Below are 23660 nucleotides of genomic sequence, written 5' to 3'. Positions count from 1 at the left end.
GCGTGAGGGACGGTGAGTGCGGTGTCCGTGGCCAAGGGTCACTCCCGAAGCGCGAGAGGGCAGCCCGTGCGGGGGAACACGGGAGGGGGTGTACGCCGCTCGCGGGGTGACCCCCGCGTCGGGTTCCGGACTCTAATGGGCGGCGACCGTCTTGAGACGGCCTGTCCGGAAAACTTCCCTCGCGCGAGGGAACCGATGGTTCCTGTTACCGATCACCGACTTCCGCGGCCACCGGTCACCGGCCCCCGACGCCCCTCACCAGTCGCTGCGCGACGACGAACTCGACGTGAACTTCCGCACCACGTAGATGAGTCCGCCGACCAGGGCGACGAAGACCAGCACCTTGAAGAGCAGCCCGATGACGAAGCCGACGACGCTGGCTATCAGGCCGCCGAAGACGACCAGGGCGATGACCGGCACCGCGATCCACTTCACCCACCAGGGCAGTCCCGCGAAGATCTCTCCCATTGCTCTCGTCCTTACCTCTCCGCCCGTCGCTCGCACCGGGTCCGTCGATGACCCGGGTCTTGGATGCCGGATCCTTCTGATGTCCTGCACTCGATGCTAGGGCCGAGGTGGTGCCCGGCGGGGGCCTCGCATCCCTTGTCCTCCCCTGATCGAACCCCTAGGGAACCCCGAGGCGACGGCTCAGCTTTCCGGTGGAGAGAACACCACGAGCACCCGCAGGTCCTCGCTGATGTGGTGGAACTTGTGGGCGACCCCGGCCGGCACGTAGATCACGCTGCCGCGCGCCACCTGAGTCGTCTCCAGACCGACGGTGATCGCGGCGCGGCCGCTCACAACGAAGTAGACCTCGTCCTGGTTGTGCGGCTTCTGTGGATCATGCTCACCGGCGTCGAGCGCGTACAACCCGACCGACATGTTCCGCTCCCGTAGAAACTGCAGGTAGGCGCCGTCATTTGCGGCGCGCTCCGCCTCCAGTTCGTCCAGCCGGAATGCCTTCATCGCCGTTGTCGCCCTCGTCCCGGTGCTCGTAACCGATCTCGTCTGCCACGATCAGACACATGAAGAATTTCGTAGTCAAGACGATCGCCAACGCGGGCGCCCTGGCGGTCGCGGTATGGCTGCTGGACAAGATCACCCTCACCGGTGACAGCACAGGCAAGAAGGCCTGGACCCTTATCCTCGTCGCCCTGGTCTTCGGCCTGGTGAACTTCCTGGTCAAGCCGATCGTGAAGGTGCTGTCCTTCCCGCTCGTCATCCTGACGCTCGGCCTGTTCACGCTCGTCGTCAACGCCCTGATGCTGCTGCTGACCTCATGGCTGGCCGACAAGCTCGACCTCAGCTTCCACGTCGAGGGCTTCTGGACCGCCGTCCTCGGCGGCCTGATCATCTCGATCGTCTCCTGGGCGCTGCACGTCGTCCTGCCCGACGAGGACTGAGCAGGCGATGGCCTATCGCGTCTGCTTCGTCTGCACCGGCAACATCTGCCGTTCCCCGATGGCGGAGTCGGTCTTCCGCGACCGTGTGGCGGAGGCGGGGCTGGACGACCGGGTCGAGGTCGACAGCGCCGGCACCGGCGGCTGGCACGAGGGCGACGGTGCGGACCCGCGCACCGTCGCCGTCCTGGAGGAGAGCGGCTACGACGGCGCCCACACGGCCCGTCAGTTCCGGCCGTCGTGGTTCGCCCGCCTCGACCTCGTCGTCGCCCTCGACACCGGCCACCTCAAGGCCCTGCGCCGCCTCGCGCCGACCCCGGAGGACGCGGCCAAGGTCCGGCTGCTGCGCTCGTACGACCCCGCGGCCGGCGACGACCTCGACGTCCCCGACCCCTACTACGGGGGCATGGACGGCTTCGAGGAGTGCCTTGAGATGGTGGAGGCGGCGAGCGAGGGTCTGCTCGCCGCGGTACGCGAGCAGGTGGAAGGGCAGGCGGCATGAGTGATTCCGGTACGCCGGTGGGCGAAGGCGACGGCACGCGGGCGGTGCGGGCGGGACTGCCCGAGGCGGTCAAGAACGAACCGACCCTCCCCGGTCCGGTGTTCGCCGCCCACTACCACCTGCCGGGCGACGTCAGCGGCCCGTACACCTACGGCCGCGACGACAACCCCACCTGGACCCTGCTGGAGCGGGCCATCGGCGAGCTGGAGGCGCCCGGGCAGGAGGACGTCGAGACGCTCGTCCTCGCCTCGGGCGTGGCCGCCGCCTCGGCGGTGCTGTTCTCCCAGGTGCGCGCCGGGGACGCCGTCGTACTCCCGAACGACGGCTACCAGGTGCTGCCCCTGATCCGTGCCCAGCTGGAGGCGTACGGCGTCGAGGTGCGCACCGCGCCGACGGCGAACGACGCCCAGCTCGGCGTCCTCGACGGCGCGAAGCTGCTGTGGATCGAGACGCCGTCGAACCCCGGGCTCGACACCTGCGACATCCGGCGGCTCGCCGAGGCGGCACACGCGCGTGGCGCGCTCGTCGCCGTCGACAACACCCTCGCGACGCCCCTGGGACAGCGCCCGCTGGAGCTCGGCGCCGACTTCTCGGTGGCCAGCGGCACCAAGCAGCTGACCGGGCACGGGGACGTGCTGCTCGGTTACGTCGCCGGCCGGGACGGCGAGGCCATGGCCGCCGTACGGCGCTGGCGGAAGATCGTCGGGGCGATTCCGGGGCCCATGGAGGCCTGGCTCGCACACCGTTCGATCGCCACGCTCCAGCTGCGCGTCGACCGGCAGTGCGCCACGGCCCTCACCGTCGCCGAAGCGCTGCGGGAGCGGCCCGAGGTGACCGGGCTGCGTTATCCCGGGCTGCTCGACGATCCCGCGCACAAGGTCGCCGCGCAGCAGATGCGCCGCTACGGGTGCGTGGTGTCGTTCACGCTGCCCACGCGCGCGCGTGCCGAGCGTTTCCTCGACGCGCTGCGGCTTGTGGACGACGCGACGAGCTTCGGGGGTGTGCGGTCCACGGCCGAGCGCCGCGGACGCTGGGGCGGGGACGCGGTGCCCGAGGGCTTCATCCGCCTCTCGGTCGGCGCCGAGGATGCCGAGGACCTGGTGGCGGATGTGCTGCGGGCGCTGGACGAGTCGGCGGAATGACCACGTCAGAGCCTGGTTTACGGACACCCGGCCGGTGTTCCGCTCCGTACAACGGACGGTCCGAGCCTCCCCCCTCGTGGCTCGGACCGTCCTCGGTTCCGCGCGCGAAGAACCGCGCGAACAAGGCTAGTTGACTCTGTGTCAGTGTCCAATCACAGTAGCGACAGAGACCTATCGACTTATTTATAGTTGGGCCCTGTCCGGGGGCGGGAGAAGGGCAGGGAACCGGGGAGGGCGAACGATGGATCTGGCCTTGCTGCGCACCTTTGTGACCGTGCATCGGGCCGGCTCGTTCACCCGCGCCGCCGCCCTGCTCGGTCTGTCGCAGCCGGCCGTGACCTCGCAGATCCGCACACTGGAGCGGCAGCTGGGCCGCCCCCTCTTCCTGCGGCAGGCCCGCGGCGTGACCCCGACGACCATCGGCGACGAGCTCGCGCACAAGGCCGCCCCGCACCTCGACGCCCTGGTGGAGATCGCGGAGACGGGCCTCGACGACGAGTCCTCGTTACGGACCCTGCATCTCGCCGGTCCCCCTGAGTTCACTGCGGAACGCGCGCTGCCCGCCCTCACCGAGCTCACCGGCGAAGACGGCCAGGGCTTCGCGCTGCGCGCCTCCTTCGGGAACGCCGAGGAGACCCTGGAGGGGCTGGCCGCCGGGCATCACGATCTGGCCATCAGTACGGCCCGTCCGCGCGGCGCCCTGCTCACGGCGACTCCGCTCTGCGACGAGGAACACGTCCTGGTCACCTCCCCGGCACGGGCCGAGCAGATCGGTCCCGAGAAGCCGCGGCGCAAGGGAGCGCTTGCGCTGGAGGACGTCCCCGTGGTCGAGGTGCACGAGTCGCTGCCCTTCGTCTCGCGCTACTGGGCCTCCGTCTTCGACTCCCGCCCCGGCGCCCCGGGCACCGTCATCGTCCCCGACCTGCGCGCCGTCCTCGCCTGCGCCGCCGCAGGTGCGGGTCTCGCGGTGCTGCCCCGCTATCTGTGCGCGGCCGCCCTCAAACGCGGCGACGTCGTCGCCCTGCACGATCCCGCCGTACCGCCGCTGCGCACGTACTTCCTCGTGGTCCGCACCGGCACCCTCGCGATGCCGCATATCGCGCGGGCTCACGAATGGCTGCTGCAGGCGGCGGACGACTGGTGCTGACCAGGGCTTTTTCCGCCTCATTGCCGTCATCACGGGCTGAGCTCGGCCGATGACACCACGCGATGTTTCACGTGGAACCATCCGGGCCACATTCCACCCATGACCGTCCGACCCGTGGTCAAGCGCACCGCACGCGCCGTCCTCCTCGACGGCGACGACCTGATCTTGATCAAGCGCACGAAGCCCGGCGTCGATCCCTACTGGGTCACCCCCGGTGGCGGGGTCGAGCCCGGGGACACGACCGTCGTCGACGCCCTGCACCGTGAAGTGTACGAGGAGCTCGGCGCCAAGATCACCGACGTGGTGCCCTGCTTCGTCGATACCGTCGAGCACATCGGCGCGGACGGCGGTGCGACCGGCGTGAAGGTGCAGCACTTCTTCGTCTGCCACCTGGAGTCCATGGACACGTCGCTGCGGCACGGTCCCGAGGTGGACGAGCCGGCCGGTGAGTACGAGATCGTGCGCGTGCCGTTCACCCGTGTCGGGATCGCCTCGGTCCATCTCGTCCCGCTGTCGCTGCGGCACTACCTGGACGGCAACATCGAGGGCGTACGGGCCATGCACGCCCCGGACCTGGGCTGACTTCCGCCGGCTCAGGCGCCGGTCCCGACCAGTTCCTCGACCGAGTCGTGCCGTATCCGCTCCGCCGGGATGCCGATGTTCCTGAGGACGTCGACACCGCTGCGGATCATGCCGGGCGGGCCCGACAGATAGGCGTCGAACTCGTGCCACGGGCCGTACTGGCGTACCGCGTCGGGGAGTTGGAGGTGCCCCTGCTGGTCGATGACGGCGCGGACCGAGAGCCAGGGGTGGATCTGCTGGAGCCGGAGCATGGTGTCGATGTCGTACAGGTCGCGGTCGGTGCGGGCGCCGTAGAACACCTCGACCCGCCGCCGCTCACCGTGCTCGGCGACGTCCTCCACCAGGGCCTTGATCGGCGCTATGCCGGTGCCGCCGCCCAGGCAGAGCAGTCCGCTGTCGGTGGTGTGGTCCACGGTCATCGAACCGGTCGGCGGGCCGAGCCGGACGACGTCGCCCGGCCGGGCGCGGTGGACCAGGGCATTCGAGACCCAGCCCGCCGGGACGGCCTTCACGTGGAAGGTCAGCAGGCCGTCGGAGCGGGGTGCCGAGGCGAAGGAGTAGTGCCGCCAGATGCGCGGCCACCAGGGCGTCTCCACGCTCGCGTACTGCCCGGCGAGGAAGGGGTAGGGCTGGTCCGTGCGGACGGTGACGACCGCGACGTCCGAGGTCCTGAGGTCGTGCGCGACGATCTCGGCGAACCACCAGGCGGGCGCGCGTAGTTCGTCCGCCGCCGCGGCATCGATCATGACCTGCGAGATCGTGGTGTACGCCCGGACCCAGGCCGCTTCCGTCTCCGCGTCCCAGATACTCGTCGTGTACTTGCTCAGCGCCCCGATGAGGCATTCGCCCACCGCCGGGTAGTGCTCGGCGCGGGTGCCGTACTTGCGGTGGCCACGGCCGAGGTTCTGCAGGTAGGCGACGAGGACCTCGGTGTTGTCGATGTGCTCGGCCGCCGTGAGCAGCGCCTTGAGCAGCCGGTCCCGCTGGGTGTCCATGGCGGCCGGGAAGAGGGACCGCAGGTCGGGGTGGCGGACGAAGAGCAGCGCGTAGAAGTACGAGGTGACCTTGTCGGCGACCGGCGCGACCTCGGACATCGTCCGCCGGATGAGGACGGCGTCCGGCGACGCGGTCTGGGCCTGCACAGGGGCAAGGGAGTGCGGGGGTTCGGACTGTGCGGGGCGCTGGACGGGGACGCGGAGGTCAGCGGAGGTCTCCGGCTGCGGCGTGAACCAGCCGCCCCCGCCGCCGGAAGTGCCGTTGTCGGCCGACGCCGTGGTCGGAGCGTCCATGGTGTGCCTCGCCTCGAACATCTTTCGGTCGGTCTGCGCCCTTCCTCGGTCGGAAGGTGCCTGCTTTCCCCCGCAGACGGCTTACTTTCGTACGGACAAGTAAGGCGAGAGTGTGACATTGGCCGCAGTGCCCGCACCGCAGCATCGCATCCCATTCGGACGGTCCGACCGCATAACCGAAAATACGGGTCTTCGATCTCTGCGTCCCGTTAGGCTGCACTGCCCAGCTCACGGTCAGCCCGGGATGTCTGCACCACGCCCCGAAAGCGAACCGGAGTCGACCCTACCGGTCACCGACCCGATCACAAGTCCCCCCTCCCTCCGCCACGATTGTGAGGGGGTTAACTAACAATTCCCTCAATTACCGGGCACGGCGCACCAATTCATAGGCATCCCACAGATCGCCGCCGATGTACGTGTGTGTCGCAAGGCCGGCGAGATGGCGGTCGGCATTGACCGCCACGGAGACCGGCACCGCACCGAACAGATCCCGGTCCGACAGCGAGTCGCCATAGGCAATGCAGTCGGCGCGGGTCACTCCGAACTCCGCGCACAGGCGATCGGCGATCTCGACCTTTGCCGCCGCGCTGAGAACTCCGGCCGGGTCCACGGGCTCGGTGAACGGCACAGCCGGAAAGCGCGACCCGAATGCCGCATGCGCGCCCCAGCCGATGAGCCGTTCGACGAAGAAGGAGGGTGAGAGCGATACGACGGCGCAGTATTCGCCTTGCTGCCGGATTTCCGCCCAGACTTCCCGGATCCGCTCCAGCCACGGCGCTCCGTCGAAAGCGGCCGTCACATGCGCCTCGGTGAGGTCCGCCCAGAGGGCATACACCTGAGCCGCGTACTCCGGTGGACCGATGAGTCCCGCCGAGATCGCCTCGTCCAAGGCCACCGTCTCGGCTTCGAGCCCCAGCTGCCGTGAGATCTCAACGGGTGATGTGGTGCCGTGCAGCAACGTGCCGTCGAGGTCGAAAAGATGAAGTCTCGCCATGGGACCCGAGGCTAACGGGACACGGCAAAGGGGCCCTGGTGAGCCCGCGGATGCTCGCCGTTCGCCCATGTTTCACGTGAAACACCCGGCACCTGTAGGTGCACTGTGCAGTTGGCCACGACATGGCCAAAAGCTCATGCGTCTCGGTGGAAAGAGGTGGACGCCGAGGGCACCCGTCAGACAGCCTGACCTGCGTGGCGACTCCTTCCCTCACTGCTCTCCCCGTCCGCCGTCTGACGCTTCGCGATCTCACCGCCTGCGCCGACTTGTCCGAGGACCGGGGGTGGCCGCGCGAGGAGCACAAGTGGGGCTTCCTCCTCACAGCCGGGAAGGGCTACGGCATCGACGATCCCCAGGGCGGTCTCGTCTGCGCCTGCGTCGTCACCGAGTACGGACCGCAGGACCGGCCCGATCTCGCCGCCATCGGCATGGTGCTGGTCGCCGAACGGCACGCACGCCGGGGTATCGGACGCCACCTGATGCGGCACATCGTCTCGACGATGGGCACCACACCGCTGACCCTGCACGCCACCCCGAACGGCCGCCCGCTCTACGAGGAACTCGGCTTCAAGGTCACGGGCCGGGCCGAGATGCTGCGTGGACACTTCACCTCCGGCGGGCTGGAGGCCAAGGTCGTCACGAGGGCCGCGACCGCCGAGGATCTCCCCGCGATCGTCCGTCTCGACGAGGAGGTGTTCGGCGCCGACCGCACGCACATCGTCACGCGGCTGCCGGCCTTCGCCGACCGCCTCTGCGTCGCCGAGGAGAACGGCCGGATCATCGGATACGCGGGCGCCTGGCCCAACATGGAGACCCATGTGGTCGGCCCGCTGATCGCCCGGGACACGGAGACCGCGAAGGCGCTCATCACCTCACTCGCCGCCCACACCGACCGCCCCTTGCGCACGGACATCGACGTACGCCACGAAGAGCTGCTGGCGTGGGCGAAGGAGCGGGGGCTGGGATCCATCGCCTTCAACTCCGTGATGACGTACGGCATCCCCGAGCTGCCCGGCAACTGGACCCGGCGCTTCGCCCCCGTGACGGTCGCGGCCGGCTGAAGCTCCTCCGGAACGCCTGTGCGTAGGGTTGCCGGCATGGGAGATCTTGAGATGCGGCCCGCCACGGCGCAGGACGTACCCGCGATCGTCGCGATGCTCGCCGACGACCCGCTCGGCGCCCAGCGTGAGTCGCCGGACGATCTGACGCCCTATCTGGCCGCTCTGGAACGGCTGGCAGCCGACCCGAACCAGCATCTGGTGGTCGCCACCCGGGATGACCGCGTCGTCGGCACACTTCAGCTCACGATCGTTCCCGGGCTGTCGCGACAGGGCGCCACCCGGTCGATCATCGAAGGGGTCCGTATCCACGCGGACGAGCGGGGCAGTGGCCTGGGCACACAGCTCATCGAGTGGGCCATCGACGCGTCCCGGCGCGAGGGCTGCCAGTTGGTCCAGCTGACCTCCGACAACACCCGCACCGACGCGCACCGGTTCTACGAGCGGCTCGGCTTCACGGCCTCGCATGTGGGCTTCAAGCTCCAGCTGTGAAAGCGAGGCGTCCTGTTTCACGTGAAACAGGACGCCGGGACCGCTGATGGATGCCGAGCCGACCGATGGGGGGCCGGAGGCTGCCGATGGGGGCCGGAGCCCGGATGGGGGGCTAGCCGATCCCCCGCCATCCGTCCGGGTCCACCCCACCCGGCACAGAAGCCTCCTCGTCGTACGGCTGACGCGTGAACACGAACGACCCGAGGTCCAGGTGGCTCACGGTCCCGTCCGGGCGCCGTACGGCCCTCAGGAGCTCTCCGGCGTAGTAGCCCTCCAGGCCGGTCCAGGTGCCGTCGCCGTTCGCCTTGAAGCGCGAGCGGCGCCCCTTGCCGGTCAGCGGCTCCAGCGAGACGAGTCCGTCGGCCGTCAGCCGCAGGGCGAAGCCGTACGTGCCCCAGTACCACTGGCCGGCCAACTCCAGTACGCCCGTCTCGACTTCACCCATCGGCCGCCACGGCTCGGGGATCCGGGGCTCGGCCTCGGCGACGATCCGGACGAGATCGCCGGCCACGGTGACGAGCGGCGGGCCGGAGGTGCAGTTGGCGAGAACCACCGCCGCGACGTCGTCCTCCACGCTCATGGCGAGGCAGGCGAGGAAGCCCGGCAGGGATCCCGAGTGTCCGACGAGGAGCCGCTCGTCCTGGCGCCGGATCTCCATCCCCAGGCCGTACGCGTAACCCGCAGCCACGTCCGGGGCCTCGGGCGGGGCCGCCGGGGTCCGCATCTCCAACAGCGACTCGGCGCTCAGGACGCTGTCGTCCCCCTTGGCCAGGAAGGCCGCGAAGCGCGCCAAGTCCCCTGTCGTCGACCAGAGTTGACCGGCCGGGGCCATCCGGCCGAGGTCCTCCGAGGGCTCCGGCAGCATCACGTCCGCCCACGGGTGCACCGCCCAGCCGCCCGCGTGCGGTGCCTGCGGTCGTCCGCGCGTACGGTGGAGGCCGAGAGGTTCGAGCACTTCCCGCCGAAGAACCTCCTCCCACGGGGCCCCGCGCAGCTCCTCGACCAGCGCGCCGAGCAGGGTGAACCCGGGGTTGGAGTAGTGGAATCTCCGGCCGACGGGATGCACCAGAGGCTGCTCGCCGAGCACGTCGCCGAGCTCGGGGCGCAGCACACCCGGTGTCCGCTCCCACCACGGTCCGGGTGACTCGGCGGCCAACCCGCCGGTGTGCGCGAGCAGTTCGGCGATAGTGGCCTCCCCCGCGCCGGTGCCCGGCAGATGCTTCTCCAGGGGGTCACCGAGGTCGAGCGCGCCCTCGTCACGCAGCCGCATGACGAGAACGGCCGTGAAGGTCTTCGTGATCGAGCCGATGCGGTACTGCACGTTCTCGTCCGGCCCGTGCCCGTCCACCGAACTCCGCGCACCGTGCCACACCGTCTCCCCGCCCCGCACCACCGCCGCGACCAGCGACGGCGCCCGTCCCTCGGCCTGGGCCACGGCGATCCGGTGCAGCAGTGATCTGCGGGTACCGGCGAGCAACTCTTCCTGGGATGTCGTCATGCCCCCAGTCCATCCCGCGAGGCGCCCGGCCGTCGAGCTCATTTGCCTGGGCACGCAGCTGCAGGGTCTCGCCGCGCATGACATGTCGATCTTGGGCGGGGGCGAGGTCGAGATCGGGCGGCTTGCCCGTGTCGGCCGAGTACCCCACGCTGAGCCCCGAGCACGAGGACTACCGGCAAGCCCGGATCGCGCACCGATGAGTTTCCCGAGCCACGCTGGTCTGTACGCCGGACACCCACGGACGGAAGGCTGGGCCATGCGGAAATTGATCTACGGCATGAACCTGACCCTGGACGGCTACATCGCCGCGGCCGGCGACGACATCGGCTGGGGCGGACCGCCGAGCGACGAGCTGTTCCAGTGGTGGCTCGAGCACGAGCAGGCAAGTGGCCTGTCGCTGTACGGGCGCAAGCTGTGGGAGACGATGAGCTCCTACTGGCCGACCGGCGACCAGCAGCCGGGCGCCACCCCGGCGCAGATCGAGTTCGCGCGGAACTGGCGGGACACGCCGAAGGTGGTGTTCTCCTCGACGATCGACAAGGTCGACTGGAACACCCGCCTGGTCACCGGCGACGCGATCGCCGAGATCACCCGGCTCAAGGCCGAGGACGGCGGCCCGATGAACATCGGCGGCGCGACGCTCGCCGGTGCGGCCATGCGCGCAGGGCTGATCGACGAGTACGTGATCGCCACCCATCCGGTCCTGGTGGGTGGCGGCACGCCGTTCTTCACCACGCTGGACGGCTGGGTGAACCTGAACCTGTTGGGGACCCGGACGCTGCCCGGCGGCGTGGTACTGACCAGGTACGAGACGAGGCGCTGAGCACCAGCAGCCGCCCGCTGGTCTCACTGGTCAGGTCTGCGCCATGTCCACGAAGCGCGAGTAGTGGCCCTGGAAGGCGACCGTGATCGTCGCCGTCGGGCCGTTACGGTGCTTGCCGACGATGATGTCCGCCTCGCCCGCGCGCGGTGACTCCTTCTCGTAGGCGTCCTCGCGGTGCAGCAGGATGACCATGTCGGCGTCCTGCTCGATGGAGCCGGACTCACGCAGGTCGGACACCTGCGGCTTCTTGTCGGTGCGCTGCTCGGGACCACGGTTGAGCTGCGAGAGCGCGATCACCGGGACCTCCAGCTCCTTGGCCAGCAGCTTGAGGTTACGGGACATGTCCGAGACCTCCTGCTGGCGGCTCTCGGAGCGCTTGCCGGACTGCATCAGCTGGAGATAGTCGATGATCACGAGCTTGATGTCGTTGCGCTGCTTCAGCCGGCGGCACTTGGCGCGGATCTCCATCATCGACAGGTTCGGGGAGTCGTCGATGTAGAGCGGGGCGGACGAGACCTCGGGCATCCTGCGCGCCAGCCGGGTCCAGTCCTCGTCCGTCATGGTGCCGGAACGCATGTGATGCAGGGCGACGCGGGCCTCGGCGGACAGCAGACGCATCGCGATCTCGTTGCGCCCCATTTCGAGGGAGAAGATGACGCTCGGCAGGTTGTGCTTGATCGACGCCGCTCTCGCGAAGTCCAGCGCGAGCGTGGACTTGCCCATGGCGGGCCTGGCCGCGATGACGATCATCTGGCCCGGGTGCAGCCCGTTGGTGAGCGAGTCGAGGTCCGTGAACCCGGTGGGCACGCCGGTCATCTCGCCGCTGCGCGAGCCGATCGCCTCGATCTCGTCGAGCGCGCCCTCCATGATGTCGCCGAGCGGCAGATAGTCCTCGCTGGTGCGCTGCTCGGTGACCGCGTAGATCTCGGCCTGGGCGCGGTTGACGATCTCGTCGACGTCGTCGTCGGCCGCGTATCCCATCTGGGTGATGCGCGTGCCCGCCTCGACCAGCCGGCGCAGGACCGCGCGCTCGTGCACGATCTCCGCGTAGTACTCGGCGTTGGCCGCCGTCGGCACCGTCTGGACCAAGGTGTGCAGATACGATGCGCCACCGACCTTGTTGATCTCGCCGCGCTTGGTGAGCTCGGCGCCGATCGTGATGGGGTCGGCGGGCTCGCCCTTGGCGTAGACGTCGAGGATCGCCTGGAAGATCGTTTCGTGGGCCGGCTTGTAGAAGTCGTGGCCCTTGATTACCTCGACGACGTCGGCGATGGCGTCCTTGGACAGCAGCATGCCGCCGAGGACGGACTGCTCGGCATCGAGGTCCTGGGGCGGCACGCGCTCGAAGGCGACGCCGCCGTCCCATTCGCCGTTCTCCCGGCCCCGGTCGTGCTGCTCCTCGCGGCCCCGGCCCCCGTCGCCGCGTCGGCGGGAGGCAGGCAGACGGTCACTGGGCCCGCTGTCGGCCCAGGGGTCGTCCAAGGGCTCGGAAACGCTCACCGAGCCACCTCCTCCCGTCCGCAGGGCGGACCTAGCCATGCCCTCATTTCTACGGCACGGCACTGACAAATGAGAGGCCCAACTCCGCTTGTGGCGCGTCGGTTTTGTGATGGTTTCCCGGCCGACGGACGGAGTGGGCGCCGGACCACGGTAGGCCTGTGGGCACCGTCAGCCAATCTGGTTATCCACAGGCCATGTGGACGACGGCCCGGATGCTGTGGAGAACTCCGCAAAACCTGTGCACGACCCGGTGGACAGGCCTGTGAACAAGCTCGGGCCACTTCCGTCAAACCTACCCTGACCTGCAACTTTCCCGTCCACCGGCTGTGCAGAAGAAAAACTTCCCCAGTCGGATCAAGATCGCCTCGAACGCCACGCGAAAGTACACACCCCGAGTGAAGCGGTAAGGGTCAGAAAAGCTTTGCATCTCTTACCTGTGGACGATTAGATTGGTGCACATGACACAGGCTCCCGCGCCCCCCAGGGCCGCCCGGCGACAGCACGATCGAGAGATCGTCGCACTGGCCGTCCCGGCCTTCGGCGCACTCGTCGCCGAGCCGCTTTTCGTCATGGCCGACAGCGCGATCGTGGGCCACCTCGGCACGGCACAACTCGCCGGACTCGGCGTCGCCTCGGCCCTCCTCACGACAGCGGTCAGTGTCTTCGTCTTCCTCGCCTACGCGACCACCGCGGCCGTCGCCCGGCGCGTCGGAGCAGGCGACCTCCAAGCCGCCATCCGCCAAGGCATGGACGGCATCTGGCTGGCCCTCCTGCTCGGCGCCGCCGTCATCACCGTCGTGCTCCCCACGGCACCGGCCCTGGTGAACCTCTTCGGCGCCTCCGACACCGCGGCCCCCTACGCGACCACATACCTCCGCATCTCCGCTCTCGGCATCCCGGCCATGCTCGTCGTCCTCGCCGCGACCGGCGTCCTGCGCGGCCTACAGGACACGAGGACACCGCTATACGTCGCCGTCGCCGGCTTCGTCGCCAACGGGGCCCTCAACCTGGGTCTCGTCTACGGCGCTGGCCTCGGCATCGCCGGCTCCGCGTGGGGCACCGTCATCGCCCAGTGCGGCATGGCCGCGGTCTACCTCGTGGTGGTCGTCCGCGGAGCCCGCAGGCACGGTGCCTCGCTCCTCCCCGACACCGCCGGGATCAGGGCCTCCGCCCAGGCCGGAGCACCCCTGCTCGTCCGGACACTCTCGCTGCGGGCGATCCTGATGATCGCGACAGCCGTCGCCGCCCGGCTCGGCGACGCCGACATCGCGGCACACCAGATCATCCTGTCCCTGTGGAGCCTGCTCGCCTTCGCCCTCGACGCCATCGCCATCGCGGGCCAGGCCATCATCGGGCGCTATCTCGGCGCCGGTGACGTCCAGGGAGCCCGTCAGGCATGCCGTCGGATGGTCGAGTGGGGCATCGCGGTCGGCGTCGTCCTCGGCGTGCTCGTCGTGATCACGCGGCCGGTGTCCCTCCCGCTGTTCACGAGCGACTCGATAGTGAAGGACGCGGCTCTGCCCGCCTTGGTGATCGTGGCCCTCTCACAACCGATCTGCGGAATTGTCTTCGTCCTCGACGGAGTCCTGATGGGTGCAGGCGACGGAACCTACCTCGCGGGGGCCATGCTCGTCACGCTTGCGGTCTTCGCGCCCGTCGCCCTGCTCGTTCCCACGCTGGGAGGAGGTCTGACCGCCCTGTGGGCCGCCATGACGCTGATGATGGCCGTGCGGATGCTGACCCTGTGGCTCCGTTCCCGGTCGGGCCGCTGGCTGGTGACGGGGGCGACCCGTTGACGGTTTCACGTGAAACACGTCGGTCGGCCGGACTGACCGTTTCACGTGAAACATGCGCACGCGATCGCCCTCTCGGCACGCAGAAGGGGCCGCACCCCAACGGGTGCGGCCCCTTCTCAGCTGTTCAGCCGAAGCTGTTCAAGCCGAGCGCGGCGATCAGGCCGCGACGACCTCGATGTTGACCTTGGCGGCAACCTCGGGGTGCAGACGCACGGACGTCTCGTGGGCGCCCAGGGTCTTGATCGGAGCGGTCAGCTCGATGCGGCGCTTGTCGACCTCGGGGCCACCGGAAGCCTTGATCGCCGAGGCGATGTCGGCCGGGGTGACGGAACCGAAGAGACGACCGGCGTCGCCGGAGCGGACGGCCAGACGGACCTTGACGGCCTCGAGCTGGCCCTTGACCTGGTTGGCCTGCTCGATGGTCTGGATCTCGTGGATCTTGCGAGCACGACGAATCTGCTCGACGTCCTTCTCGCCACCCTTGGTCCAGCGGATAGCGAACTTCCGCGGGATCAGGTAGTTGCGAGCGTAACCGTCCTTGACGTCGACGACGTCGCCCGCGGCACCGAGGCCGGAGACCTCGTGGGTGAGGATGATCTTCATGTGTCGGTCACCCTTCCCTTATCGCGCGGTGGAGGTGTAGGGCAGCAGCGCCATCTCACGGCTGTTCTTGACGGCCGTGGCGACGTCACGCTGGTGCTGCGTGCAGTTGCCGGTCACGCGGCGGGCACGGATCTTGCCGCGGTCGGAAATGAACTTCCGCAGCATGTTCGTGTCCTTGTAGTCCACGTACGTGACCTTGTCCTTGCAGAAAGCGCAGACCTTCTTCTTCGGCTTGCGCACAGGCGGCTTCGCCATGGTGTTTCTCCTGTGTGATCAAGAAGTTTGGGTACGACCCGCCCTCGACCCGAAGGTCTAGAAGGGGGGTTCGTCCGAGTAGCCGCCGCCACCGCCACCGCCGGAGTTTCCACCCCAGCCGCCGCCACCGCCGCCCTGGCTGCCACCGGCGGGAGCGCCGGTCGCCCACGGGTCGTCGGCGGGAGCACCGCCACCGCCCTGCTGGCCGCCGCCGGAGTTTCCACCCCAGCCGCCGCCACCCTGGCCGCCACCGCCGCCGTAACCGCCCTGGCCACCGCGTCCGGCACCGCCGGCGGTCTTGGTGACCTTGGCCGTGGCGTTCCGCAGGCTGGCGCCCACTTCCTCGACGTCCAGCTCGTAGACCGTGCGCTTGACACCCTCACGGTCCTCGTAGGACCGCTGCTTCAGCCGGCCCTGCACGATGACGCGCATGCCTCGCTGGAGCGACTCGGCGACGTTCTCAGCCGCCTGACGCCAGACCGAGCAGGTCAGGAACAGGCTCTCGCCGTCCTTCCACTCGTTCGTCTGACGGTCGAAGGTGCGGGGAGTGGACGCGACACGGAACTTCGCGACCGCCGCACCGGAGGGGGTGAAGCGCAGCTCGGGGTCATCGACAAGATTGCCGACGACCGTGATGACGGTCTCGCCTGCCATGGGGGAACCTCTCGGCGGGTTTGCTGCTCTGGCTGCTTGGTTGCTGCTACTCGAATCCCGAGATCAGCTGAGCGGGAGAGCTCAGTGGGTCTCGGGGCGGAGGACCTTGGTCCGGAGGACCGACTCGTTCAGGTTCATCTGGCGGTCGAGCTCCTTGACGACCGCAGGCTCGGCCTGCAGGTCGATGACCGAGTAGATGCCCTCGGGCTTCTTCTTGATCTCGTACGAGAGACGACGACGGCCCCAGGTGTCGACCTTCTCGACCTTGCCGTTGCCCTCACGGACGACGGAGAGGAAGTTCTCGATCAGGGGGGCGACAGCGCGCTCCTCCAGATCGGGGTCGAGGATGACCATCACCTCGTAGTGACGCATGTGGAACCCACCTCCTTTGGACTCAGCGGCCACGGTCGTTCCGTGGCAGGAGGGTCGTGATGCGTACGCAACGATATCGGCCGCCACTGACAATCGGGCTGACCTCGCGGTTCGCCCGAGCTGGCCTGGGCAGACACCGGTGCAGACGGTACAGAGTACCCGCACACCGGCTTCCGGTTGAAATCCGGCCGTGCGGACCGTCAGTCTGTACACATCGGGTGTGTATGGCGCTACGATGCGCCGCCTTTCGCAGGAGGTGCCCCATGGCACAAGCATTGCGACCCAACACCGTCGGAGGCCTCTTCGCCACGGACGGAAAGCCCCACCCGCTCCAGGACACGCTGCTCGCGGTCACCCTGGTGCTCGGTCTGACGGCGTTCGTGACGGGCTTCTTCCACAACCTGCACCTGCTCAGCTCCTGGACCGGCCTGGTGGGGATCCTCACCGGCGCGTACGGCCAGTGGATCTCGGAGACGACACGCGAGCGCTTCGGACTCATCCTGGGTCTCGGCGCAGCCGGTGTCGGCTTCTTCCTCGGCATGGCGCACGGCGGCCTCTTCGGCGGGGTCATCAGCTGATGCCAGGGACACCGTCCCCTTAACTCCACGCAAAGCACCGCGGAACGCCTCGGCGGCCCATGAGCCGGGGCGCAGGTTCCGTACGCCCAGTCGGGGCGCTCGCAAGGCGCAGTAGGCTTCGGCGCGAGAGCCGGAGCCCCTGTACCCATGGGGACACACCAGCCCGAGGAGCGCCCCGAATGAGCCTGACCCTGAGGACGATCAGCCGCGAGCAGCATCTGGCGTACATCCAGACCCTGCCGGCGGCGAGCCACATGCAGGTTCCGGCCTGGGCCGACGTCAAGGCGGAGTGGCGCTCCGAGAGCCTCGGCTGGTTCGACGAGCGCACCGGCGAGATGGTCGGCGCGGGACTCGTCCTCTACCGCCAACTCCCCAAGATCAAGCGCTACTTGGCCTATCTGCCCGAGGGCCCGGTCATCAACTGGTTCGCGCCGAATCTGACCGAGTGGCTGGAACCGATGCTCGCGCACCTCAAGCAGCAGGGCGCCTTCTCGGTGAAGATGGGCCCGCCGGTGATCATCCGCCGCTGGGAGGCCAACTCCATCAAGGGCGGCATCCAGAACCCGGACGTGAAGCGGCTGCGCGACATCGAGGCCGACTTCATCGAGCCGCGCGCCTTCGAGGTCGCCGACAAGCTCCGCCGTATGGGTTGGCAGCAGGGCGAGGACGGCGGCGCCGGCTTCGGCGACGTACAGCCCCGCTACGTCTTCCAGGTGCCGCTGGCCAACCGGTCCCTGGAAGAGGTCCACAAGAACTTCAACCAGCTGTGGCGCCGCAACATCAAGAAGGCCGAGAAGGCCGGCGTCGAGGTCGTCCAGGGCGGCTACCAGGACCTCGAGGAATGGCAGCGGCTGTACGAGATCACGGCCGTGCGCGACCACTTCCGGCCCCGCCCGCTGTCGTACTTCCAGCGCATGTGGACGGCTCTCAACACCGAGGACCCCAACCGGATGCGGCTGTACTTCGCCCGCCACAACGGGGTGAACCTGTCGGCGGCGACCATGCTGATCGTCGGCGGGCACGTCTGGTACTCCTACGGCGCCTCCGACAACATCGGCCGTGAGGTCCGGCCCTCGAACGCGATGCAGTGGCGGATGCTGCGCGACGCCTACGCGCTCGGCGCGACCGTCTACGACCTGCGCGGCATCTCCGACTCGCTGGACGAGACCGACCACCTCTTCGGCCTGATCCAGTTCAAGGTCGGCACGGGCGGCCAGGCCGCCGAGTACCTCGGCGAGTGGGACTTCCCGCTCAACAAGCTGCTCCACAAGGCGCTCGACATCTACATGTCGCGCCGCTGACGTCGCGTCCTTCGCTTCAATTGGTTCCATACCTCTGATACACCGCAGCCACGAGAAAGGTTCCAGGTCCGGCCATGGCGCTCACGCTCTACGTCGACACCGCGCGCTGGCGTGCGCACCACAAGCACGTGCAGGACCAGTTCCCGGGGCTCGTCCCGGTCTGCAAGGGCAACGGATACGGCTTCGGGCACGAGCGGCTGGCGGAGGAGGCCACCCGGCTGGGCTCCGACGTCCTCGCCGTCGGCACCACGTACGAGGCCGCGCGCATCAAGGACTTCTTCGGCGGCGACCTGCTGGTGCTGACGCCGTACCGCCGCGGCGAGGAGCCCGTCCCGCTGCCCGACCGGGTCATCCGCTCGGTGTCGTCCATCGACGGCGTGTACGGCCTCGTGGGCGCCCGTGTGGTCATCGAGGTGATGTCCTCGATGAAGCGGCACGGCATCAGCTCCCAGGACCTGCCGCAGCTGCACGCCGCCATAGAGAACGTCCGTCTGGAGGGCTTCGCCATCCACCTGCCGCTGGACCGCACGGACGGCTCGGACGCCGTCGAGGAGGTCATCGGCTGGATGGACCAGCTGCGCGCCGCCCGGCTGCCGCTGCACACGATGTTCGTCAGCCATCTCAAGGCCGAGGAACTCCACCGGCTGCAGCAGCAGTTCCCGCAGACCCGGTTCCGCGCCCGTATCGGCACCCGGCTGTGGCTGGGCGACCACGAGGCCACCGAGTACCGCGGAGCGGTCCTGGACGTCACCCGCGTCGCCAAGGGCGACCGCTTCGGCTACCGCCAGCAGAAGGCGGCCTCGGACGGCTTCCTGGTGGTCGTTGCGGGCGGTACGTCGCACGGGGTGGGCCTGGAGGCCCCCAAGGCCCTGCACGGCGTCATGCCGCGCGCCAAGGGCGTCGCCCGGGCCGGCCTCGCCACGGTCAACCGGAACCTTTCTCCGTTCGTCTGGGGCGGCAAGCAGCGCTGGTTCGCGGAGCCTCCGCACATGCAGGTGTCGATCCTGTTCGTGCCGTCGGACGCGCCCGAGCCGAAGGTCGGCGAGGAGCTGGTGGCCCATCTGCGGCACACCACCACGCAGTTCGACCGGATGGTCGACCGCTGACCCACGGGTCGGACCGACCAGGCCGGGCCACAAGACAGCGGACAGAGCGAAGGCCGTACACGGAACTCCGTGTACGGCCTTCTGCGTGGACCCCGCGCGCTCTGTTCGCTCAGAGCGAACCGTCTGTGGAAGACGCCGCTCCACGACTGCCCCACTCCACCTGTTGGCCCTCGAAGTAGGCCGCGTGCCGCGGGGGATGGGCCGCCGGGCCGACGACGAAGACGTCCTCCGCGCAGTCCAGCACGCCTCCCGAGGGATCGTCGTCCCCGGACCTGCGCACGGGGTCCCGCTCCGGCATGAGGATGTCGCGCACGATGACGGCGCACAGGTACAGCGTCCCCAGCAGATGCACGCCGATGGCCCAGTGGTAGCCGTCCTGCGGCAGTCCCTTGTGGGCGTCGCCGCTGGTCGTGTACGCGAGGTACATCCAGATGCCCAGGAAGTACGCGACCTCGCACGCCTGCCAGATCAGGAAGTCCCGCCACTTGGGCCGGGCCAGCACGGCCAGCGGGACCAGCCACAGGACGTACTGCGGCGAGTAGACCTTGTTGGTGACGATGAACGCCGCGACAATCAGGAACGCGAGCTGGGCGAAGCGCGGGCGCCTGGGCGCGGTCAGGGTGAGGACCGCGATGCCGATACAGCAGAGCACCACCAGTGCGGTGGCCAGGTTGTTGACGGTGTCGGTGGTCAGCGGGTCGGACGAGTTCTGGGCCATGATCAGCCAGAACGAGCCGAAGTCCACACCCCGGTCGTGACTGAACTTGTAGAACTGCGACCAGCCGTCCCAGGCGAAGAGCATCACGGGCAGGTTCACGACGATCCAGGCGACGACCGTGCCCCCCAGCGCCTTGCCGAAGTCGCGCCACTTGCCGGCCCGCCAGCACAACAGGAACAGCGGGCCGAGCAGGAAGACGGGATACAGCTTGGCAGCCGTGGCGAGCCCCAGGAGGACGCCGAAGGCGAGAGGGCGGCTACGGGACCACATCAGCATGGCCGCGGCCGTCAGAGCGACCGCCAGGAGGTCCCAGTTGATGGTGGCGGTCAGAGCGAAAGCGGGCGCCAGGGCGACCAGAAGACCGTCCCAGGGCCGGCGGGCGTGCGTCCGGGTCACGCAGACCGCGATGACGGCCGCGCAGACCATCAGCATCCCGGCGTTGACCATCCAGTACCACTGCTCCTGGTCCTGGATGCTGCCGCTGCCCGGTGTGAGCCAGGCGGCGACCTCCATGAACACGCCGGTGAGGACCGGGTATTCGAGGTACGGCATGTCGCCGGAGAGCTTGTCGAAGTACGGCACGAGGCCGTCGGCGAAGCCGCGGCCTTGATAGAGGTGCGGGATGTCCGAGTAGCAGGCCTTCGTGTACTGCGAGCTGGCACCGAAGAACCAGGCGCCGTTGTAGCAGGGCGCCTTCTGGATCAGGCCGAGGGCGAACATGCCGATCGCGACGAGCGCGACGACCCGGACGGGAGTCCACCAGGACGTCCCGAGCAGGGCGCGCCGTCCGAGGGGGCCGCCGATCAGCTCGCTGCCGGCCGTGGCGACCTTGTCCTCCTTGGTCGGCCGCACGGTGTCCGGCTCGTGCACGCTCGCTTGCGTCGATTCTGCGCTGGGCATGGCGCACATCCTGCCGTACATGCCTAGGAATACGCCGAGGGCCGCCGCACCTACTCAGGTGCGGCGGCCCCTGTTTCACGTGAAACATCTGGACGTTTCACGTGAAACACCCTTGCCGGATGCTTTGGCGCCTAGCCGGTCGAGCCTCCGAAGAGGCCTCCGTTGCCATTGCCTCTGGTGTTGCCGTTGCCACTCGTCTCGGTGGCCGTCGGCGTAGAGGTCACCCCGCCGTCGGTCCCGCCCGTGTCCGTACCGCCGGTGTCGGTGCACTGCCAGCTGAACTGGCAGGACTCGCTCGCCGTGGGACTCGGACTGGTCAGCGTCTCGCTGGGCGTCGGAGTCGGCGTGGGGCTGTTCAGCGTCTCGCTCGGCGTCGGAGTCGGCGTCGGGCTGGGCACGTCGTTGACGACCTCGCCGATCGACTCGGGCGTCGGGAAGTCCTTCGCCTCCGTGCCCTTCAGCGCCTGCGTCATGTAGTCGTGCCAGATCTCCGACGGGAACGAGGCACCGTGGATCTTCTCCTGGCCACCCGTTCCGTACATCTCCAGGAAGGTGCGGTTCTTCTGGGACTCGTCGTCGTCGTACCGGAACATCGTGATCGACGTCGACAGCTGCGGCGTGTAGCCCACGAACCAGGCGGACTTGTTGCCGTCGGTCGTACCCGTCTTGCCGGCCACCTGGCGTCCGGGCAGCTGGGCGTTGGTACCCGTACCCTTCTCGACCACCGTCTTCAGCACGTCGGTGACGTTGTCGGCGACGGCCGAGGTGAAGGCCTGGGTGACCTTGTCCTCATGGGTGAAGACCGTGCCGTCCTTGCTCGTCACCTTGGTGACGGAGAAGGGGTCGCGCTGCTTGCCGCTGGAGGCGAACGTGCCGTACGCGCCCGCCATGCGGATCGCGCTCGGGTCGGAGATACCGATCGAGAAGGAAGGGAAGCTGGTGCCGGCCAGGCTGTCCTTCTTGAGGCCGGCGGCGATCGCCGCTTCCTTCACCTTGTCCAGCCCGACGTCCATGCCGAGCTGCACGAAGGCCGAGTTCACCGACTCCCGCATCGCCTCACGCAGGTCGATCCGGTAGTTGGGAGGACTGCCGTACGACTCATTGCCGTCATTGGTCTGCAGCCACTCCTGGCCCTTCTCGTTCTTCCAGATCGTCCCGTCGTAGTCCTTGATCTTGAGCTTGTTCTTGCCGCTGTAGAGGCTCTTCGGGGAGACCTGGGTGCGCTCGTCCTGGGCCTGCTCCGGGCCGAGGCTCTTGTCCCGCACGCCCCACTGCATGGCCGCCGCGAGCACGAACGGCTTCATGGTCGAACCGATCTGGGCGCCGGTCACGTCCGCGTTGTTGGTGAAGTGCTTGGTCGCGTCCTCACCGCCGTAGATCGCCCTGATGGCACCGGTCGACGGTTCCACCGAAGCGCCGCCGAACTGGACGTGGGTGTCCGTCTTCGGGCGCTGCTTGGGCTTGATGTTGGCCTTCTGGACGTTGGTGACCGCGGTCTCGAGCTCCTTGACCTTCTTCTTGTCGAAGGTCGTGTAGATCGAGTAACCGCCCTTCTGCAGGTCGTCGGCGGAGATGTTGGTGTTGTTGACCAGGTACGCCTTGGCGAGGTCGACGAGGTAGCCGACCTGGCCGCTCAGCTTGTTGTTGGAGCGCGGGTTCTGCCACTTGGGGAGCGTCGTGTACTTGGCCCGCTCCGTGGCGCTCAGGTGGCCGTACTCGACCATCTTGTCGAGGGTGTCCTGCATCTGCGCCAGCGCCCGCTTGCTGTTGGCCTGGGGAGTGGCGGCCGGGTCGAGGGAGGTCGCGCCCGCTGGGTCGTAGTACGTGGCGCCCTTGAGCATCGCTGCCAGGAACGCGCACTCGCCCGGCTTCAGATCGACGGCGTCCTTGTTGAAGTACGCGCGCGCGGCCGCCTGGATGCCGTAGGCCCCGCGGCCGTAGTACGCGGAGTTCAGGTAGCCGGCCATGATCTGGTCCTTCGAGACCGTGGTGCCCACCTTGATCGAGACGAAGATCTCCTTGAACTTCCGGGAGATCGTCTGCGACTGGTCGTCCAGCATCGCGTTCTTCACGTACTGCTGGGTGATGGTGGAGCCGCCCTGCGTCTCACCGCCCCTGGCCATGTTGAACACGGCGCGGGCGATGCCCTTCGGGTCGATGCCGCTGTCGGTGTAGAAGGTCTTGTTCTCCTGGGAGATGACCGCGTACTGCATCGCCTTGGGGATCTGCGAGAGGTTGACGATCTGGCGGTTCGTCTCGCCGCCCGTGGCGACCATCTCGCTGCCGTCGGCCCAGTAGAAGACGTTGTTCTGGGCCTCCGCGGTCTTCGCGATGTCCGGGACGCCCACCATGGCGTACGCGATGCCCGCGACGGCCACGATGCTGCCGAAGAACCCGATGAAGAGCCCCGCCACCAGCTTCCAGGACGGCAGCCAGCGCGCCGCGCCGTACTTGCCGGCGCGCGGGTAGTCGATGATCCGTTTCTTGCCGGGAACGGCGGCGCGTCCTCGGCCCCGCCCGGGTCCGGTGGGGCCTTCGGGCGCGCCGCGTCGACCTCCGCGGCCAGGTTCGGCCGCTCTGCGGCGGCCGCCTCCACTTCTCTGGGCCGCGCGACGGGCCTCGGCGCGGCCGCCGTAGGAAGGCTCCTCGCCTGCCGACCCGTAATTCAACCCGTACGCGTCGGAGGGAGACCCGGTGGCGCCTCGCGGTGCCGCGCGGCGGCCGGAGGACGAGCCGGACTGGCCGCGTCGGGCCGCGGCACGTCCGCCTCCCTGCGGCTGCGGCGGTTTGCGACGGTGCTCGCTCATCGAACGACTACTCCTCGGGCAGGCGCACGTCTGCGCGCCTGGAGACGACGGCTGGTTTCCGGTCCCCCCGAAGTACGGATGTGGTCGATCGCGCATTCATCCGTACCGCACCCAGGACGACGACGCCCCCCTGCGTCACTCGG

24 protein-coding genes are annotated in these 23660 nt (G+C 68.6%); 12 read left to right on the top strand and 12 right to left on the bottom strand.

Features of this window, described 5'->3' with window-relative positions:
• Window positions 1-255: 255 nt before the first annotated feature.
• Window positions 256-468 carry a DUF5326 family protein gene (locus tag ABZ848_RS23620; protein WP_242768329.1) on the bottom strand — a complete coding sequence of 71 codons (213 nt, stop codon included), beginning with the start codon at window positions 466-468 and terminating at the stop codon, window positions 256-258.
• Window positions 469-648: 180 nt separating this feature from the next.
• Window positions 649-966 (bottom strand): cupin domain-containing protein, encoded by a 318-nt coding sequence (locus ABZ848_RS23615; protein WP_200703065.1) that lies wholly within the window; start codon window positions 964-966, stop codon window positions 649-651.
• Between the two features lie 59 nt (window positions 967-1025).
• Between ABZ848_RS23615 and ABZ848_RS23610 the strand changes: the two genes are divergently transcribed.
• The 5 genes from ABZ848_RS23610 (at window position 1026) to ABZ848_RS23590 (ending at window position 4773) form a co-directional block, all read left to right on the top strand.
• The gene (locus tag ABZ848_RS23610; protein ID WP_242768332.1) at window positions 1026-1403 is read left to right on the top strand and encodes a phage holin family protein; all 378 of its coding nucleotides are present in this window, start codon (window positions 1026-1028) and stop codon (window positions 1401-1403) included.
• Between the two features lie 7 nt (window positions 1404-1410).
• On the top strand, window positions 1411-1902 hold the full coding sequence (locus ABZ848_RS23605) for a low molecular weight protein-tyrosine-phosphatase (protein WP_360834824.1): 492 nt from the start codon (window positions 1411-1413) through the stop codon (window positions 1900-1902).
• The gene (locus tag ABZ848_RS23600) at window positions 1899-3044 is read left to right on the top strand and encodes a cystathionine gamma-lyase (protein WP_360834822.1); all 1146 of its coding nucleotides are present in this window, start codon (window positions 1899-1901) and stop codon (window positions 3042-3044) included. Before ABZ848_RS23605 ends, ABZ848_RS23600 begins: the two co-directional genes overlap by 4 nt.
• 241 nt (window positions 3045-3285) lie before the next feature.
• Window positions 3286-4191, top strand: coding sequence for a LysR family transcriptional regulator (locus tag ABZ848_RS23595; RefSeq protein WP_360834820.1), 906 nt, complete (start codon window positions 3286-3288; stop codon window positions 4189-4191).
• A 99-nt stretch (window positions 4192-4290) separates the two neighbouring features.
• Complete coding sequence (locus tag ABZ848_RS23590; protein WP_360834818.1) at window positions 4291-4773, top strand: NUDIX hydrolase; 483 nt, start codon at window positions 4291-4293, stop codon at window positions 4771-4773.
• A gap of 11 nt (window positions 4774-4784) precedes the next feature.
• On the opposite strand, the gene ABZ848_RS23585 is transcribed toward ABZ848_RS23590, so the two are convergent.
• A complete protein-coding gene (locus ABZ848_RS23585) occupies window positions 4785-6083 on the bottom strand; it encodes a globin domain-containing protein (protein WP_360834816.1) in 1299 nt (432 codons plus the stop codon).
• 340 nt (window positions 6084-6423) lie between these two features.
• On the bottom strand, window positions 6424-7056 hold the full coding sequence (locus ABZ848_RS23580) for an HAD-IB family phosphatase (protein WP_360834814.1): 633 nt from the start codon (window positions 7054-7056) through the stop codon (window positions 6424-6426).
• Between the two features lie 194 nt (window positions 7057-7250).
• On the opposite strand from ABZ848_RS23580, the gene ABZ848_RS23575 reads away from it, so the two are divergent.
• Window positions 7251-8117 carry a GNAT family N-acetyltransferase gene (locus ABZ848_RS23575; protein WP_360834812.1) on the top strand — a complete coding sequence of 289 codons (867 nt, stop codon included), beginning with the start codon at window positions 7251-7253 and terminating at the stop codon, window positions 8115-8117.
• Between the two features lie 36 nt (window positions 8118-8153).
• Window positions 8154-8606 (top strand): GNAT family N-acetyltransferase, encoded by a 453-nt coding sequence (locus ABZ848_RS23570; protein WP_360834810.1) that lies wholly within the window; start codon window positions 8154-8156, stop codon window positions 8604-8606.
• A gap of 112 nt (window positions 8607-8718) precedes the next feature.
• Here the strand turns inward: ABZ848_RS23570 and ABZ848_RS23565 are convergent, their stop codons facing one another.
• Window positions 8719-10104 (bottom strand): serine hydrolase domain-containing protein, encoded by a 1386-nt coding sequence (locus ABZ848_RS23565; protein WP_360834808.1) that lies wholly within the window; start codon window positions 10102-10104, stop codon window positions 8719-8721.
• A 256-nt stretch (window positions 10105-10360) separates the two neighbouring features.
• On the opposite strand from ABZ848_RS23565, the gene ABZ848_RS23560 reads away from it, so the two are divergent.
• Window positions 10361-10927: a dihydrofolate reductase family protein gene (locus ABZ848_RS23560; protein ID WP_360834806.1), complete on the top strand. Its 567-nt coding sequence runs from the start codon at window positions 10361-10363 to the stop codon at window positions 10925-10927.
• 30 nt (window positions 10928-10957) lie between these two features.
• Here the strand turns inward: ABZ848_RS23560 and dnaB are convergent, their stop codons facing one another.
• A complete protein-coding gene (gene dnaB / locus ABZ848_RS23555; RefSeq protein WP_360834804.1) occupies window positions 10958-12427 on the bottom strand; it encodes a replicative DNA helicase in 1470 nt (489 codons plus the stop codon).
• A 458-nt stretch (window positions 12428-12885) separates the two neighbouring features.
• Between dnaB and ABZ848_RS23550 the strand changes: the two genes are divergently transcribed.
• Window positions 12886-14223: an MATE family efflux transporter gene (locus ABZ848_RS23550; RefSeq protein ID WP_360834802.1), complete on the top strand. Its 1338-nt coding sequence runs from the start codon at window positions 12886-12888 to the stop codon at window positions 14221-14223.
• Between the two features lie 156 nt (window positions 14224-14379).
• Here the strand turns inward: ABZ848_RS23550 and rplI are convergent, their stop codons facing one another.
• The 4 genes from rplI to rpsF all read right to left on the bottom strand — a co-directional run bounded on the left by rplI (window position 14380) and on the right by rpsF (window position 16107).
• Window positions 14380-14826 (bottom strand): 50S ribosomal protein L9, encoded by a 447-nt coding sequence (gene rplI, locus ABZ848_RS23545; protein WP_142153548.1) that lies wholly within the window; start codon window positions 14824-14826, stop codon window positions 14380-14382.
• An 18-nt stretch (window positions 14827-14844) separates the two neighbouring features.
• The gene (rpsR, locus tag ABZ848_RS23540) at window positions 14845-15081 is read right to left on the bottom strand and encodes a 30S ribosomal protein S18 (RefSeq protein WP_003949403.1); all 237 of its coding nucleotides are present in this window, start codon (window positions 15079-15081) and stop codon (window positions 14845-14847) included.
• A 57-nt stretch (window positions 15082-15138) separates the two neighbouring features.
• Window positions 15139-15735 (bottom strand): single-stranded DNA-binding protein, encoded by a 597-nt coding sequence (locus ABZ848_RS23535; RefSeq protein WP_360834799.1) that lies wholly within the window; start codon window positions 15733-15735, stop codon window positions 15139-15141.
• An 81-nt stretch (window positions 15736-15816) separates the two neighbouring features.
• Window positions 15817-16107 carry a 30S ribosomal protein S6 gene (rpsF, locus tag ABZ848_RS23530; RefSeq protein WP_005482942.1) on the bottom strand — a complete coding sequence of 97 codons (291 nt, stop codon included), beginning with the start codon at window positions 16105-16107 and terminating at the stop codon, window positions 15817-15819.
• 263 nt (window positions 16108-16370) lie between these two features.
• Here rpsF and ABZ848_RS23525 point away from each other — a divergent pair, with 263 nt between their 5' ends.
• The 3 genes from ABZ848_RS23525 to ABZ848_RS23515 all read left to right on the top strand — a co-directional run bounded on the left by ABZ848_RS23525 (window position 16371) and on the right by ABZ848_RS23515 (window position 19092).
• On the top strand, window positions 16371-16685 hold the full coding sequence (locus ABZ848_RS23525) for a hypothetical protein (RefSeq protein WP_242768368.1): 315 nt from the start codon (window positions 16371-16373) through the stop codon (window positions 16683-16685).
• A gap of 179 nt (window positions 16686-16864) precedes the next feature.
• Entirely contained in the window at window positions 16865-17986 is a 1122-nt protein-coding gene (femX, locus tag ABZ848_RS23520; RefSeq protein ID WP_360834796.1) for a peptidoglycan bridge formation glycyltransferase FemX, read from the top strand.
• Between the two features lie 74 nt (window positions 17987-18060).
• Window positions 18061-19092 carry an alanine racemase gene (locus ABZ848_RS23515; protein WP_360834795.1) on the top strand — a complete coding sequence of 344 codons (1032 nt, stop codon included), beginning with the start codon at window positions 18061-18063 and terminating at the stop codon, window positions 19090-19092.
• Between the two features lie 109 nt (window positions 19093-19201).
• On the opposite strand, the gene ABZ848_RS23510 is transcribed toward ABZ848_RS23515, so the two are convergent.
• The gene (locus ABZ848_RS23510) at window positions 19202-20710 is read right to left on the bottom strand and encodes a glycosyltransferase 87 family protein (RefSeq protein WP_360834793.1); all 1509 of its coding nucleotides are present in this window, start codon (window positions 20708-20710) and stop codon (window positions 19202-19204) included.
• A 131-nt stretch (window positions 20711-20841) separates the two neighbouring features.
• On the bottom strand, window positions 20842-23517 hold the full coding sequence (locus tag ABZ848_RS23505; protein ID WP_360834791.1) for a transglycosylase domain-containing protein: 2676 nt from the start codon (window positions 23515-23517) through the stop codon (window positions 20842-20844).
• Window positions 23518-23660: the final 143 nt, after the last annotated feature.

It is taken from the genome of Streptomyces sp. NPDC047081, assembly GCF_040643775.1.
Lineage (GTDB): Bacteria > Actinomycetota > Actinomycetes > Streptomycetales > Streptomycetaceae > Streptomyces.
Note: the sequence above shows the minus strand (reverse complement) of the source record. Positions and strands in the feature narration are given on the sequence as shown.

What these genes read in the sequence shown, in the direction of transcription:
- ABZ848_RS23620 (WP_242768329.1), bottom strand. Translation starts at nt 468, where the DNA reads ATGGGAGAGATCTTCGCGGGACTGCCCTGGTGGGTGAAGTGGATCGCG.
- ABZ848_RS23615 (WP_200703065.1), bottom strand. Translation starts at nt 966, where the DNA reads ATGAAGGCATTCCGGCTGGACGAACTGGAGGCGGAGCGCGCCGCAAAT.
- ABZ848_RS23610 (WP_242768332.1), top strand. Translation starts at nt 1,026, where the DNA reads ATGAAGAATTTCGTAGTCAAGACGATCGCCAACGCGGGCGCCCTGGCG.
- ABZ848_RS23605 (WP_360834824.1), top strand. Translation starts at nt 1,411, where the DNA reads ATGGCCTATCGCGTCTGCTTCGTCTGCACCGGCAACATCTGCCGTTCC.
- ABZ848_RS23600 (WP_360834822.1), top strand. Translation starts at nt 1,899, where the DNA reads ATGAGTGATTCCGGTACGCCGGTGGGCGAAGGCGACGGCACGCGGGCG.
- ABZ848_RS23595 (WP_360834820.1), top strand. Translation starts at nt 3,286, where the DNA reads ATGGATCTGGCCTTGCTGCGCACCTTTGTGACCGTGCATCGGGCCGGC.
- ABZ848_RS23590 (WP_360834818.1), top strand. Translation starts at nt 4,291, where the DNA reads ATGACCGTCCGACCCGTGGTCAAGCGCACCGCACGCGCCGTCCTCCTC.
- ABZ848_RS23585 (WP_360834816.1), bottom strand. Translation starts at nt 6,083, where the DNA reads ATGTTCGAGGCGAGGCACACCATGGACGCTCCGACCACGGCGTCGGCC.
- ABZ848_RS23580 (WP_360834814.1), bottom strand. Translation starts at nt 7,056, where the DNA reads ATGGCGAGACTTCATCTTTTCGACCTCGACGGCACGTTGCTGCACGGC.
- ABZ848_RS23570 (WP_360834810.1), top strand. Translation starts at nt 8,154, where the DNA reads ATGGGAGATCTTGAGATGCGGCCCGCCACGGCGCAGGACGTACCCGCG.
- ABZ848_RS23565 (WP_360834808.1), bottom strand. Translation starts at nt 10,104, where the DNA reads ATGACGACATCCCAGGAAGAGTTGCTCGCCGGTACCCGCAGATCACTG.
- ABZ848_RS23560 (WP_360834806.1), top strand. Translation starts at nt 10,361, where the DNA reads ATGCGGAAATTGATCTACGGCATGAACCTGACCCTGGACGGCTACATC.
- ABZ848_RS23550 (WP_360834802.1), top strand. Translation starts at nt 12,886, where the DNA reads ATGACACAGGCTCCCGCGCCCCCCAGGGCCGCCCGGCGACAGCACGAT.
- rplI (WP_142153548.1), bottom strand. Translation starts at nt 14,826, where the DNA reads ATGAAGATCATCCTCACCCACGAGGTCTCCGGCCTCGGTGCCGCGGGC.
- rpsR (WP_003949403.1), bottom strand. Translation starts at nt 15,081, where the DNA reads ATGGCGAAGCCGCCTGTGCGCAAGCCGAAGAAGAAGGTCTGCGCTTTC.
- ABZ848_RS23535 (WP_360834799.1), bottom strand. Translation starts at nt 15,735, where the DNA reads ATGGCAGGCGAGACCGTCATCACGGTCGTCGGCAATCTTGTCGATGAC.
- rpsF (WP_005482942.1), bottom strand. Translation starts at nt 16,107, where the DNA reads ATGCGTCACTACGAGGTGATGGTCATCCTCGACCCCGATCTGGAGGAG.
- ABZ848_RS23525 (WP_242768368.1), top strand. Translation starts at nt 16,371, where the DNA reads ATGGCACAAGCATTGCGACCCAACACCGTCGGAGGCCTCTTCGCCACG.
- femX (WP_360834796.1), top strand. Translation starts at nt 16,865, where the DNA reads ATGAGCCTGACCCTGAGGACGATCAGCCGCGAGCAGCATCTGGCGTAC.
- ABZ848_RS23515 (WP_360834795.1), top strand. Translation starts at nt 18,061, where the DNA reads ATGGCGCTCACGCTCTACGTCGACACCGCGCGCTGGCGTGCGCACCAC.
- ABZ848_RS23510 (WP_360834793.1), bottom strand. Translation starts at nt 20,710, where the DNA reads ATGCCCAGCGCAGAATCGACGCAAGCGAGCGTGCACGAGCCGGACACC.
- ABZ848_RS23505 (WP_360834791.1), bottom strand. Translation starts at nt 23,517, where the DNA reads ATGAGCGAGCACCGTCGCAAACCGCCGCAGCCGCAGGGAGGCGGACGT.